The 12,568-nt window shown below is 72.3% G+C and carries 9 protein-coding genes and 2 pseudogenes; 5 read left to right on the top strand and 6 right to left on the bottom strand.

Features of this window, described 5'->3' with window-relative positions:
- The 6 genes and pseudogenes from C7444_RS06630 to C7444_RS20970 form a co-directional block, all read right to left on the bottom strand.
- A pseudogene (locus tag C7444_RS06630) lies at positions 1 to 94 on the bottom strand (electron transfer flavoprotein subunit beta/FixA family protein); the annotation flags it as partial.
- 50 nt (positions 95 to 144) lie between these two features.
- Positions 145 to 1,866, bottom strand: coding sequence for a tannase/feruloyl esterase family alpha/beta hydrolase (locus C7444_RS06625; protein WP_110400040.1), 1,722 nt, complete (start codon positions 1,864 to 1,866; stop codon positions 145 to 147).
- A 44-nt stretch (positions 1,867 to 1,910) separates the two neighbouring features.
- Positions 1,911 to 3,008 carry a porin gene (locus C7444_RS06620; RefSeq protein WP_110400039.1) on the bottom strand — a complete coding sequence of 366 codons (1,098 nt, stop codon included), beginning with the start codon at positions 3,006 to 3,008 and terminating at the stop codon, positions 1,911 to 1,913.
- A 131-nt stretch (positions 3,009 to 3,139) separates the two neighbouring features.
- Positions 3,140 to 4,696 carry an acyl CoA:acetate/3-ketoacid CoA transferase gene (locus tag C7444_RS06615; protein ID WP_110400038.1) on the bottom strand — a complete coding sequence of 519 codons (1,557 nt, stop codon included), beginning with the start codon at positions 4,694 to 4,696 and terminating at the stop codon, positions 3,140 to 3,142.
- Between the two features lie 70 nt (positions 4,697 to 4,766).
- Positions 4,767 to 5,123 carry a hypothetical protein gene (locus C7444_RS20975; RefSeq protein WP_375136913.1) on the bottom strand — a complete coding sequence of 119 codons (357 nt, stop codon included), beginning with the start codon at positions 5,121 to 5,123 and terminating at the stop codon, positions 4,767 to 4,769.
- Positions 5,124 to 5,243: 120 nt separating this feature from the next.
- Positions 5,244 to 5,972, bottom strand: a pseudogene (locus C7444_RS20970) (thiolase family protein); the annotation flags it as partial.
- A 215-nt stretch (positions 5,973 to 6,187) separates the two neighbouring features.
- Between C7444_RS20970 and C7444_RS06605 the strand changes: the two are divergent.
- Genes C7444_RS06605 through C7444_RS06585 form a run of 5 tightly spaced genes read left to right on the top strand, consistent with a single transcriptional unit; the run spans position 6,188 to position 12,564 of the window.
- Complete coding sequence (locus tag C7444_RS06605; RefSeq protein WP_110400036.1) at positions 6,188 to 7,021, top strand: crotonase/enoyl-CoA hydratase family protein; 834 nt, start codon at positions 6,188 to 6,190, stop codon at positions 7,019 to 7,021.
- A 52-nt stretch (positions 7,022 to 7,073) separates the two neighbouring features.
- Positions 7,074 to 8,936, top strand: coding sequence for a feruloyl-CoA synthase (locus C7444_RS06600; RefSeq protein ID WP_110400035.1), 1,863 nt, complete (start codon positions 7,074 to 7,076; stop codon positions 8,934 to 8,936).
- Positions 8,937 to 8,957: 21 nt separating this feature from the next.
- Positions 8,958 to 9,722 (top strand): SDR family NAD(P)-dependent oxidoreductase, encoded by a 765-nt coding sequence (locus tag C7444_RS06595; RefSeq protein WP_110400034.1) that lies wholly within the window; start codon positions 8,958 to 8,960, stop codon positions 9,720 to 9,722.
- A gap of 56 nt (positions 9,723 to 9,778) precedes the next feature.
- Entirely contained in the window at positions 9,779 to 10,756 is a 978-nt protein-coding gene (locus tag C7444_RS06590) for a Bug family tripartite tricarboxylate transporter substrate binding protein (protein ID WP_110400033.1), read from the top strand.
- A gap of 17 nt (positions 10,757 to 10,773) precedes the next feature.
- Positions 10,774 to 12,564, top strand: a complete 1,791-nt coding sequence (locus tag C7444_RS06585; protein ID WP_110400032.1) for an acyl-CoA dehydrogenase family protein — start codon at positions 10,774 to 10,776, stop codon at positions 12,562 to 12,564.
- Positions 12,565 to 12,568: the final 4 nt, after the last annotated feature.

Genomic DNA, 12,568 nt, shown 5'->3' with positions numbered 1-12,568 from the left:
TCACGTTGGCCGTCTCCACCCCCGTCCCGTCCGTCTTCACCCGAACCTTGACGTTGTAGTCGACCACCCTCTTCACGGGGACCAGTGCTTTCATGCGAATTTCTCCTTGGTGTGCTGTCGCGGTCGGTGGCGGCGTGCCACCGCTCATTGGCAGCTGAAGCTGGCGGCGCTCTCGAGGTCGGTGGCCCCGGACTTCAGCCGGGCGACCTTCGGGTAGGGGCACAGCGGGCGGGTGCGGCCCGCCGACCAGGTCGAGGGCAGGTCCGCGTTGACGCCGCCCGCGTTGCCGCTGCCGCGGGCCGTGCCGGTCACGCTGTCGGGGGCGGTGCCCTGCTCGACCCAGTTCACCAGCGGGGTGATCATGTCGAACTGGTCCGTGGCGGGGCCGCCCGAGCAGTGGTTCATGCCGGGCACCATGAACAGCCGGGCGAAGTCGCTGGCGTCACCGCCATGCCGGGCCTTCAGGCCGTCGTACCAGGCGCCGGTGTCGTCGCTGGAGAAGATCGGGTCGCTGGTGCCGTGGTAGGCCATGACCTTGGCGCCCCGGCGGCGCAGCGCCGACAGATCGGTGGCGTCGGGCGGCAGCATGAACGACAGCGCCGACTCGGTGTAGACGCTGCTGGTGGCGGCCACCCGGGCGAGCATGTCGGCCACGTCGCCCGTCAGCGCGAAGCTGCTGCCGTCGAAGCCGGTCGCGCTGGCGGGTGGCACCTGCCACACGAAGGCCACCGCCCCCGCGTCCCGCTGCATCGGCGCGGTGAACTTCCAGCTCGACCAGCCCGTCGTCGCCAGACCCGCGTCGTACGGGAAGCTCGAGTACACGAGCGTGCCGGCGGCGGTCTTCACCCCCGAGAACAGCTCGGCCAGCGTGCTCTTCTGCTGCGCGCTCAGGCAGCTGCCGTCCCGGCCGGTGGTGCAGGTGGGCACGTCCCGCGCCAGGCTGAAGGCCGACTGGCAGGCCTGCGTGTCCTGCACCAGCCCGTCCGCGGCGCCGTCCAGCGCATCGCACCGGCTCAGCACGGCGGCGCTGACCAGCTGGCGCTCGGCCAGCGTGAAGCCGCTGCCCAGGTCGCCCGCGGTCGTCGCCAGCGTGTCGTACTTCTGGGCGCCGGCGATGTTGGCGATGGCCGCCCGCGGCAGGCGGTAGCCCGGGTTGCCGATCAGGAAGCCGTCGTACTGGTCCGCGTAGCGCGAGGCCGCCACCATCGCGTGGCGCCCGCCGTTGGAGCAGCCGCCGATGTAGGAGCGGTCCGGGCCCTTGCCGTAGGCGCTGGCGATCAGCTGCTTGGCCATCGGGGTGAGCTTGCCCACGGCCTGGTAGCCGTAGTCGAGCCGGGCCTGGAAGTCGAGGCCGAAGGGGTTGGGCGTGCCGTTCTGGGCGCTGGCGTGTCCCGCATCGGAGCTGATCACCGCGAAGCCCATGTCCAGCGCGTTGCCGACCGGGCCGCCCCCGCCGGACGGACCCGTCGCGGTCAGCACGCTGCCGTCGAGCCCGCCGTTGGCCTGGTGGAAGAAGCGACCGTTCCAGGCCTGCGGCAGGCGCAGCTCGAAGCCGATCGCGTAGCTCTGGCCGTCGATCGCGCTGGTGCGGCGGTGCATCTCGCCCTTGACCAGGCAATGGGCGCCGATCGCGCGGCCGCCGATCGTCAGCGTGCCTGCGCTCACCTCGGCGGCCGAGGCGATCGTCGTGTCGGCGTGCGTGAAGCTGCCGGCCAGCGTGGCACACGACTGCAGCGTCGCGCCGGTGGCGGCCGACAGCCGCGGCAGCGGCGCGGCCGTGGCGTCGTCGCCCTCGCCGCCGCAGGCGCTGACGAGCAGCAGCAGCGCCAGGGGCGGGAGGGTGCGGGGGGAAAGATGAGCGGGCATGCGGGGTCTCCTGTGCCGGGGGCGTTGCGGTCGGTGCGGTGGCTTCAGAAGCTGTGGCGCACGCCGACCAGCACGCCGTTCTGGTGGCCGCCGGCCGCGGCGTTGCTGCCCGCCGCGCCGCCGCTGACCGAGTAGGTCGAGGCGCCCCGGTTGTTGACGTGGCCGATCGAGACGTAGGCCGCCGTGCGCCTGGACAGCGCCTGCGTGCCGCGCAGCACGTAGAGGCGGGCGCCGTTGGCGGCATCGCGGAACTCGAGCTGCGAGGCCATGCCGTCGACGGTGAACGTCGGCGTGAGCTTGAACGCGGCGGCGACGTAGGCCAGGTCGCTGCGCGGCGTGCTGCTGCCGTCGTTGCTGCGCCGCATCAGGCCGGCGCCCAGCGTCAGGTCCCCGAGCTTGCCGTAGCCGTTGACGAAGGTGCGCCGGTCGGTCAGACCGCTGCCGAGCAGGCCGGCGCCCGCCCAGGAGCCTTCTGCGCCGTGGAACTGGTCCTGGCCGATGGCCGCGCCCCAGGCCGGCTGGTCGTACTTGAGCATCCAGGACCACGCGCGGCAGGCCGAGGGGTCGCTGGCGCTCTCGCCCGGGCAGTTGGTGGCCGCCGGATTGCCCGCGGTGGCCACGTCCCGCCCGAGGCTGTAGGTCGCGCCCACGCTCACGCCCCGGAACGAGCCGCGGTAGGCCAGGCTGTTGTCGACCCGGGCGTTCGGGATGTAGCTGTCCAGCGAGCCCAGGCCATGGGCGTTCGGGCCGATCAGGTCCGCGCCCATCGTGCCCCAGAACAGCATGGTGTACTGCCGGCCGGCCGAGATCTGGCCCCAGTCACCCGACAGCGACAGGAAGGCCTGGCGGCCGAAGGCCCGCCCGCCCTGGCCGAGGGTGCCGGTGTCCGGGCCGAAGCCGCTCTCGAGCGTGAAGCCGGCCTTCGTGCCGCCGCCCAGGTCCTCGCTGCCCCGCACGCCCCAGCGCGAGGCCATGCTGGCCCCGGTGCTCGGCATGCGCGTGAGCGAGCCGGCGGCGGCGCCCACGTTCGAGATGCGTTCGACCCCGACGTCGATCAGGCCGTACAGCGTGACCTGCTGGGCCGCGGCGGCCGTGCAGAGCAGGGTGGTGGCGCCGAGCGCGCTCCAGTGGCGTGGTTTCATGGAAGGTCTCCGTTGTTGTGGATGGAATCACCGGCAAGGGCAGGCCCGCCGCGCCCGCCGGTCGGGCGCGAGGCAGGGGGAGCGGATCGCTCCGCCCCCAGGGAAAAATCACGGGAAGGGGCCGGCTCGACTCAGCCGCCCAGGGCCGTGCGCAGGCCGCCCCAGACGTCGCGGAACAGGCCGGCGTCCATGGTCACGGGCTGGCGCACGATCGGGCGGAAGTCCATGTGCGCCAGCACGTCGCGCTCCAGGTCGATGCCCGGGGCGATCTCGGTCAGCTCCAGGCCGTCGGCGCGCAGGTGGAAGACCGCCCGCTCGGTCACGAACACCACCTCCTGGCCGCGCCGCGCCGCGTCGTGGCCGTTGAAGGTGATCTGCTCGACCTGGCCGATGAACTTGCGCGAGCGGCCTTCCTGGACGATGCGCAGCTGCCCGTCGCCGATGGCCAGCTGCAGCCCGCCGGCGGTGAAGGTGCCGCAGAACACCAGCTTCTTCGTCGAGCGGGTGATGTTGATGAAGCCGCCGCAGCCCACCGGCCGGCCGTTGAACTTGCTGACGTTGACGTTGCCCTGCAGGTCCACCTGGGCCAGGCCGAGGAAGCTGGCGTCCAGGCCGCCGCCGTCGTAGAAGTCGAACTGGAAGCTCTGCTCGATGATGGCCTCGGCGTTGTAGGCCAGGCCGAAGTCGCCCAGCTGCGCGGGGATGCCGCCGGTCACGCCGCTCTCGATGCTCAGCGTCAGCTGGTCCGACACGCCTTCTTCGGCCGCCACCGACGGAATGCCTGCCGGGATGCCGATGCCCAGGTTGGTGATCGCCCCGGGCGTCAGCTCCAGCGCCGCGCGGCGGGCGATGACCTTGCGCTCGTCCAGGGCCATCGGCTGCAGCGTGTCCGCCGGCACGCGGATGTCGCCGCACAGCGCCGGGTCGAACTGCGTGGCGATGGTCTGCATGTGGTGCTCGGGCCGGCCCACCACCACGTAGTCGACCACCACGCCGGGGATCTTCACCGCCTTGGGGTGCAGCGTGCCGGCCTGCACGATGCGCTCGACCTGGCAGATCACGATGCCGCCGCAGGCGCGCGCGGCCTGGGCGATGGACAGCTGCTCCAGCAGCACGCCTTCCTTGTCGAGCGTGATGTTGCCGCGCTCGTCGGCCAGCGTGCCGCGGATGATGGCCACGTCGATCTTCGGGGCCGGGTAGTACAGCCAGTCGTCGCCCTCGAAACGCACGCGGCGCACCAGGTCCTCGGTGGAGCGGGCGTTCATCTTGCCGCCCTCCAGCGCCGGGTCGACGAAGGTGCCCAGACCGACCTTCGTCAGCAGCCCCGGCGAGCGGCAGGCGATCTGGCGCGTCAGGTGCGACAGCGAGCCCTGCGGAAAGTTGTAGGCCTCGACCTCGCCGTCGAAGACCATCTTCATCATCTCCTTGCCGGTCTGGCCGAAGTGCCCGGCCACCACCCGCTTGATCATGCCGGCGTGGGCGAAGTGCTTCATGCCGGCCTGGCCGGAGTTGCCGATGGCGCCGCAGGCCCAGGTGGTGAGCTGGCGCGGATGGCCGTGGTCGAGGTAGTGCCGCTCCAGCGCCAGGAGCACCTCCTCGGGCAGGCTGGTGACGGCCAGGCCGCCCAGGAACACGGTGGCCTGGTCGGGGATGAGGGCGCCGACGTCTTCGGGGCGGATGACTTTCATGGGGTGGACTCCAGGAGGATGCAGGGATCGGGTGGTGGGGGCGGGGACGCCCGCCGTTCGGTGCCGCCGTTCAGTGCCGCCGGCCGTCGCTGACCCGCAGCACCGTGGCCAGCGCCGAGTCGCCGGCCGCGCAGCCGGTGAACACGCCCACCCCGCCGCCGCGCAGCACCAGCTCCTCGATCAGCTCGATGACCCCGCGCAGCCCGGTGGGCGCCTGCGGATGGCCCCAGATGAGCGAGCTGCCGTACTGGTTCATGCGCTCCCAGGGGAAGCCGGTCTCCCGGGCCAGCGCGATGTCGTTGACCGCGAACGGGTTGTGGGTCTTGACGGCGTCGACCTGCGCGACCGTCAGGCCGGCCCGGCGCAGCGCCTGCAGCATCGCCGGCCCCGGGGCGGCCGGCATGTGGCCGGGGGCCTCGCGGTGCATGCCGAAGCTCAGCAGCTCGATCTGGATGGCCGGCTCCAGCGACACCTCGCGGGCGATCTCCCGGGTGGTCACGATCGCCCCGGCGTTGCCGTCGGCCGGGTGGGTCTGGCCGCCGAAGGTGATCGTGCCGCCCTCGCGCACGGGCTGCAGGCGCGCCAGTCCGGCGGCCGTGGTCGGGAAGATGCCCTCGTCGGCCGAAAGCTGGCCGGTGACCTTGCGGAAACGGCTGTCCGACAGCGGGACGTCGACCATGTAGCGCTTCTGGAAGGCCCGGTCCTCGGCCAGCGCCTGCTGGTACTGGGCGTGGCGGTGCAGCTTGACCTCGTGCTGCTCGGCCGTCGAGATGCCGAAGCGCGCGGCCACGTTCTCGCCGGTCTGCAGCATGGGGTTGCGGGCATGCGGGTCGTGCGCCATGTTGTCGGGCACCCAGTGTTCGGTGATGCCGTAGCCGCCGCTGCCGCTCGGGTCCGGGTAGTAGAGCACCGGGCCGTTGGACTGGCGGTCCGCCATCACCAGCAGCGCGCAGCTCGCGGTGCCGTCGCTGATTTCCTGGCTGGCCATCTGCAGCGCCCGCACGCTGGTCGCGCAGGCCTGCTGCACCGTGGGGCCGGCCACCCGTTCGATGCCCATCATGCCGGTGACCCAGGGCAGGCCGTAGAAGCTGCCTTTCTGGGGGTTGGTCAGGCCCAGGATGCCCAGGTCGATGCGCTCCAGCGGAAACTGGCGGCGGGCCAGCGCGTCGCGTCCGCACGCGGCCGCGAGCTGCAGCGCGTTGAGGTTGGCCAGCGAACCCTGCCATTTGGCGAAGGGGCTGGACCAGTAGCTCCCGTAGGGGATGAACGTGTTCATGCGCGGACTCCGGAGTGGATGGGCGAGCCGATTGCTCGATCATTTACTTATAACAAGTAATCATTGTAGGGCTGGAGTCGCCGGATCGGGAGGGACGAGGGCTGCCCCCGGTGAAAACCCCTAAATGTGCTGTTTTCAGGGCGTGGACGCTTGTGGTCGAGATCCGGTCGGTGCATCATTCGATCAACAAAACAGTTATACAAAGTAAACAAGTCATGGACCAAGCCAACGATTCGATCTCCAGCGCCGGACAGCCTGTGACCGGTCTGCTCGCCAGCCTGGACCTGCTGCGCATCAGCCGCTCGGGCGAGGTGCTGCATGTCTGCCTGAACCGCCCGGAGAAGCGCAACGCGATCTCCGACACGCTGATCCGCCAGCTGCAGACGGCGTTCATCCACATCCCCGACGGGGTGCGGGCGGCGGTGATCAGCGGTGCGGGCGAGCACTTCTGCGCCGGCCTGGACCTGGCGGAGCTGGTCGAGCGTGACGTGGGCGAGGGCGTGCTGCACTCGCGCATGTGGCATGCGGCCTTCGACCAGATCCAGTTCGGCCGGGTGCCGGTGGTGGCGGCGCTGCACGGCGCGGTGGTGGGCGGCGGGCTGGAGCTGGCCTCGGCCTGCCACCTGCGGGTGGCCGGGCGTGACGCCTACTTCGCGCTGCCCGAGGGCCAGCGCGGGCTGTTCGTCGGCGGAGGCGGCTCGGCCCGCATTCCGCGCCTGATCGGCGTGGCCCGCATGAGCGACATGATGCTGACCGGCCGGGTGCACGAGGCCGCGGCGGCTGAGCAGATGGGGCTGGTGCAGTACGTGTGCGAGCCCGGGACCGTGGTCGAGCGTGCCCTGGCGCTGGCCGCCCGCATCGCCCGCAACGCGCCGCTGTCGAACTACGCGGTCATGCACGCGCTGCCCCGCATCGCCGACCAGTCGCAGTCCGAGGGCCTGTTCACCGAGTCGCTGATGGCCGCGGTGGCCGAAAGCACGCCCGACGCCCAGGAGCGCCTGCGGGCCTTCCTCGACAAGCGGGCCGCCAAGGTCGAGCGGGGCGGCTGAGCCGGTGCCCGCCATGCATGAGCCGACATCCGCCCGACGAGCAGGAGCAGACATGATCGAACCCCGTTACCGCGCCGCCCGGGTCGGCGGCTGCCTGGAGGCCACGCTCGAGCGGCGGGCCGACGGCAGCACGCTGCTGCGCTCGACCGAAGCGCTGGCCTGGCATCCGCAGCGCCTGAGCGACCTGCTCGAGCAGTGGGCGCAGGACGCGCCCGAGCGCACCTTCGTGGCCCGGCGCCACCAGGGGGGCGACTGGGTGCGCATCAGCTACGCGGCCATGCTCGAGCGGGCCCGCTCGGTCGGCCAGGCGCTGCTGTCGCACGGCCTGTCGGTGGAGCGGCCGCTGGCCATCCTGTCGGACAACGACCTCGAGCACGCCACGCTGATGATGGCGGCGATGTGGGTCGGCGTGCCCTTCGTGTCGGTGTCCTCGGCCTATTCGCTGCTGTCGACCGACCACGGCAAGCTGCGCCACATCCTCGGCAAGGTGACGCCGGGCATGGTCTACGCCAGCGATGCCCGCTTCGGCGTGGCGATCGAGGCGGTGGTCGAGCCGGGGGTGCCGGTCGTGCTGGGCGAAGGCACGCTGGCGGGCCGCCCGAGCCTGGACTTCGCCGGGCTGCTGGCCACCCGGCCCGGCCCCGAGGTGCAGCAGGCCCACGCGGCCACCGGCCCCGACACCATCGTCAAGTTCCTGTTCACCTCCGGCTCGACCCGCCAGCCCAAGGGCGTGATCACCACCCACCGCATGCTCTGCGCCAACCAGCAGATGCTGCGCCAGTGCATGGCCTTCCTGGCCGACGAGCCGCCGGTGCTGGTGGACTGGCTGCCCTGGAGCCACACCTTCGGGGGCAACCACAACCTGGGCATCGCGCTCTACAACGGCGGCACGATCTACCTCGACGACGGCAAGCCCACGCCCCGGGGCATCGCCGAGACGCTGCGCAACCTGCGCGAGATCTCGCCCACGCTCTACTTCAACGTGCCCAAGGGCTTCGAGGAGATCAGCGCGGCCATGGAACACGACGAGCCGCTGCGCCAGTCGATGTTCCGGCGCGTCAAGGCCTTCATGTTCGCCGCGGCCGGCCTGTCGCAGGCGGTGTGGGACCGGCTCGACGCCCAGGGCGAGCGCACGGTGGGCGAACGCATCCGCATGCTCACCAGCCTGGGCATGACCGAGACCGCGCCGTCGTGCACCTTCGTCGTCGGCACGACGGCACGCTCGGGCGACATCGGCCTGCCGTGCCCGGGCGTGGAGGTCAAGCTGGTGGCCTGCGGCGACAAGACCGAGATCCGCTTCCGCGGCCCCAACGTCATGCCCGGCTACTGGCGCGAGCCGGCGCTGACGGCCGAGGCCTTCGACGAAGAAGGTTTCTACTGCACCGGGGACGCGGTGCGCTTCATCGATCCGGCCGACCACGGCGCCGGCCTGCGCTTCGACGGCCGCATCGCCGAGGACTTCAAGCTGTCGACCGGCACCTTCGTCAGCGTCGGCCCGCTGCGCGCCCGCATCGTGGCCGAGGGCCACCCCTGCGTGCAGGACGCGGTGATCACCGGCCTGAACCGCGACCAGCTGGGCGCGATGGTCTTCCCGCGGCTGGCCGACTGCCGCCAGCTCGCCGGCCTGCCCGCCGAGGCCGGGCCGGTCGAGGTGCTGCACCACCCGGCGGTGCGCGACTTCTTCCAGGCGCTGTGCACGCGGCTGCACGCCCAGGGCACGGGCAGCGCCAACCGGATCGAGCGCCTGCACGTGCTGGTGGAGCCACCGTCGATCGATCACGGCGAGATCACCGACAAGAACTCGATCAACCAGCGTGCGGTGCTGTCGCACCGTGCGGCGCTGGTCGAGGCGATGCATGCCGACGACCAGGCCGACCCCTGGCTGATCCGGCCCCACGGCGGCCCGCGGGCCTGAACACGATTCGAGGAGACAGACATGCAGATTCAAGGACAGGCCGCGCTGGTCACCGGCGGCGGTTCCGGGCTGGGCGAGGCCGTGGCGCGTGAACTGGCCCGCCTGGGCGCACGGGTGGCCGTGCTCGACGTCAACGCCGCGGGTGCCGAGCGCGTGGCCGCGGACATCGGCGGCCTGGCCTGCCGGTGCGACATCACCGACAGCGCCGCCGTCACCGCCGCGCTGGACGCGGCCGAGCAGGCCCACGGCCCGGCCCGCATCGTCATGAACATCGCCGGCATCGGCACCGCCCGGCGCCTGCTCGGCCGCGACGGCTCGCCCGCGCCGCTCGAGGATTTCGAGCGGGTCGTGCGCATCAACCTGGTCGGCACCTACAACATGATCCGCCTGAGCGCGGCCCGCATCGCCCGGCTCGAGCCGCTGGAGGACGGCGAGCGCGGGGTGATGGTGTGCACCGCCTCGGTCGCGGCCTTCGACGGCCAGGTGGGCCAGGAGGCCTATTCGGCGTCCAAGGGCGGCATCGTCGGCATGACGCTGCCGCTGGCGCGTGACCTCGCGCAGTTCGGCATCCGGGTCTGCACGCTGGCCCCGGGCCTGTTCGCCACGCCGCTGGTCAATGAGCTGCCCCAGGAGGTCCAGGACAAGCTGGCCGCCTCCATCCCCTTTCCCCGGCGCCTGGGCCGGCCCGAGGAATTCGCCTCCCTGGCGATGCAGGTGGTCGGCAACGGCCACCTCAACGGCGAGGTGATCCGCCTCGACGGCGCCCTGCGCATGGCCCCGCGCTGAGCGCGGCCGCCCCCGTGCCCCGAATCGAACCCATACCGACCCCACAGGAGACAGACATGATCGACCGTCGACACTTCATGATCGCCGCGGCCGGCGCCGCCACCGCCGGCTGGCACCTTCCCGGACTGGCCCAGCAGGTCGACACCAACCGGGTGCTGTGCGGCTTTCCGGCCGGCGGCACGACCGATGCGGTCTCGCGCCGGGTCTCCGAGAAGCTGCGCAGCGGTTTTGCCCGGGTCTCGCTGGTCGAGAACAAGCCCGGCGCGGGCGGCCGGCTGGCCGTCGAGGAGCTCAAGCGCAGCGCGCCCGACGGCAGCACGCTGCTGATGACCCCCGCGGGCATGATCACGCTCTATCCGCACATCTACACCCGCCTGACCTACGGCATCCAGGACGTCACGCCGGTGTGCACCGCCGGCACGGTCGGCTTCGCCTTCGCCGTCGGCCCGATGGTGCCCGAGTCGGTGCGCACGCTGCGGGACTACCTCGCCTGGGCCAAGGCCCATCCGGACCGCGCCAGTTACGGCTCGCCCGGGGCGGGCACGACGCCGCATTTCGTCGGGGCGCTGCTGGCCAAGGAGAGTGGCGTCGAGCTCAACCATGTGCCCTACCGCGGCTCGGCGCCCGGGGTCCAGGACCTGCTGGGCGGCCAGCTGCCGGCCATGTCCTCGCCCATCGGCGACTACCTGCCGCACCTGCGCAGCGGCAAGGTGCGCGTGCTGGCCACCTCGGGGGCGAAGCGCTCGCGTTTCCTGCCCGACGTGCCGACCTACACCGAGCAGGGCTTCAAGGCGCTGGAGATGGTGGAGTGGTACGGCTTCTTCCTGCCGCCCAAGGCCCCGGCCGACGTGGTGGAGCGCGCCGCGCAGGCCATCCGGGCCGCGGTGCAGTCGCCCGACGTGATCGACGGTTTTGCCGCCCTGGGCATCGAGGCCGGCGCCAACACGCCGGCCGAGATGTCCCGCGCGGTGCGCGAGGAGACCGTGCAGTGGCAGCAGATCGTCAAGCGCGTCGGTTTCGTGCCTGAAGCCTGAGCCGGGAGATCACCACCATGAGCCAGGCTTCGACCGGCTACGTCCCGCCGCTGGAGGACATGCACTTCGTCATCGAGCAGGTGCTGCGCGCGCCGCAGGCCTGGTCTCATCAGGGCGCCCACGCCGACCTGGACGCGGCCACGGCCCGCGAGATCCTCGAGGCCGGCGCGGCCTTCGCCGTCGAGGTGCTGGCGCCGCTGAACGGCCCGGCCGACCTCGAGGGCTGCCACTGGTCGCCCGAGGCCGTGCGCACGCCGGCCGGTTTTCCGCAGGCCTGGCGGCAGTTCGTGGACGGGGGCTGGCCGGCGCTGGCCTGCGATCCGGCGGTGGGCGGGCAGGGCCTGCCGCAGCTGCTGGACGCGGCGCTGTCGGAGATGCTGGTCTCGGCCAACCACGCCTGGACGATGTACGCCGGCCTGCTGCACGGCGCCTACGAGGTGCTGCGCCACCACGCCAGCCCGGCGCTGCAGCAGCGCTACCTGCCCGAGGTGGTCAGCGGCCGCTGGCTGGCGACGATGAACCTGACCGAGCCGCAGGCGGGCAGCGACCTGGGCCTGCTGCGCAGCCGTGCGGTGCCGGTGGATCCGGCCGCGCCGATGGCCAGTGGCGCGGCCGTGCGGGTCAGCGGGCAGAAGATCTTCATCTCCGGCGGGGATCAGGACCTGACGGACAACATCGTGCACCTGGTGCTGGCGCGGCTGCCCGAGGCCGCGCCCGGCACGCGCGGCCTGTCGCTGTTCCTCGTGCCCAAGTGCCTGCCGGACGGTCGCCGCAACGCGGTGCACTGCGACGGCATCGAGAAGAAGATGGGCCTCAAGGGCAGCGCCACCTGCCAGATGCGCTTCGAGCAGGCCGAGGGCTGGCTGCTGGGCGAGCCGGGGGGCGGGCTGGCGGCCATGTTCCTGATGATGAACTCGGCCCGCCTGCACGTCGGCCTGCAGGGCCTTGGCCACCTCGAGGCGGCTAGCGCCCGGGCGCGGGCCTACGCGCTCGAGCGCACGCAGCTGCGTGCGCCGTGCCGGCCACCCGGCGCGCCGGAAGGCCCGGCCGACGTCATCGCCTGGCACCCGGCCATGCGCCGGGTGCTGCTGGCGCTCCAGGCGCGCACCGAGGGGGCCCGGGTGCTGGCCTACTGGTGCGCCCAGCTGCTCGACGAGCAGGCGCAGCACCCTGACGCCACGCGGCGTGCCGATGCGGCCGAGCTGGTCGGGCTGCTGACGCCGGTGGTCAAGGCCTTCCTGACCGACCTGGGCCACCGGGGCGCCGACGATGCGCTGGGCGTGCTGGGCGGCTACGGCTACATCCACGACTACGGCATCGAGCAGCATGTGCGCGACAGCCGCGTGGCGCGCCTCTACGAGGGCACCAACGAGATCCAGGCGATCGACCTGGTGATGCGCAAGCTGCTGGGCCGCCCGCGTGGCCTGACGCTGCTGCTCGAGGAGCTGGAGCGCACGGCGGCCGCGTGCCGGGCCGACGCGGCGCTGCTGGACACGGGCCGGGTGCTGCAGCAGCAGATCGACCTGCTGGGCGCCGGGGTGCAGGCGCTGCGCGAGGCGCGCCAGGCCGATGCCGAAGCCCCGCTGCGGGTGGCCGACGACGTCATGGACGGTGTCGGCCACGTGATGCTGGCCTGGGCCTGGGCCCGCATCGACCTGGCCGCCGGCCAGCCCGGGGTGGCGCCGGCGCTGGCCGAGCGCAAGCGCCTGGTGGCCCGCCACGGCCTCGAGCACCTGCTGGACGCGTCGGCGCACCGCTGGCAGCGGGTGCGGCAGTGGGCGCGGCCGCTGCCCTGGGTGCCGGCCTGAGGCC

Origin of the sequence: Sphaerotilus hippei (assembly GCF_003201595.1) — a bacterium.
Taxonomy (GTDB): Bacteria; Pseudomonadota; Gammaproteobacteria; order Burkholderiales; family Burkholderiaceae_C; genus Sphaerotilus; species Sphaerotilus hippei.
The sequence above is the reverse complement of the archived record's forward strand: the minus strand, read 5'-3'. Positions and strand labels throughout refer to the sequence as shown.

What these genes read in the sequence shown, in the direction of transcription:
- C7444_RS06620 (WP_110400039.1), bottom strand. Translation starts at nt 3,008, where the DNA reads ATGAAACCACGCCACTGGAGCGCGCTCGGCGCCACCACCCTGCTCTGC.
- C7444_RS06600 (WP_110400035.1), top strand. Translation starts at nt 7,074, where the DNA reads ATGATCGAACCCCGTTACCGCGCCGCCCGGGTCGGCGGCTGCCTGGAG.
- C7444_RS06590 (WP_110400033.1), top strand. Translation starts at nt 9,779, where the DNA reads ATGATCGACCGTCGACACTTCATGATCGCCGCGGCCGGCGCCGCCACC.
- C7444_RS06605 (WP_110400036.1), top strand. Translation starts at nt 6,188, where the DNA reads ATGGACCAAGCCAACGATTCGATCTCCAGCGCCGGACAGCCTGTGACC.
- C7444_RS06625 (WP_110400040.1), bottom strand. Translation starts at nt 1,866, where the DNA reads ATGCCCGCTCATCTTTCCCCCCGCACCCTCCCGCCCCTGGCGCTGCTG.
- C7444_RS06585 (WP_110400032.1), top strand. Translation starts at nt 10,774, where the DNA reads ATGAGCCAGGCTTCGACCGGCTACGTCCCGCCGCTGGAGGACATGCAC.
- C7444_RS06615 (WP_110400038.1), bottom strand. Translation starts at nt 4,696, where the DNA reads ATGAAAGTCATCCGCCCCGAAGACGTCGGCGCCCTCATCCCCGACCAG.
- C7444_RS06595 (WP_110400034.1), top strand. Translation starts at nt 8,958, where the DNA reads ATGCAGATTCAAGGACAGGCCGCGCTGGTCACCGGCGGCGGTTCCGGG.
- C7444_RS20975 (WP_375136913.1), bottom strand. Translation starts at nt 5,123, where the DNA reads ATGCACCGCGAGGCCCCCGGCCACATGCCGGCCGCCCCGGGGCCGGCG.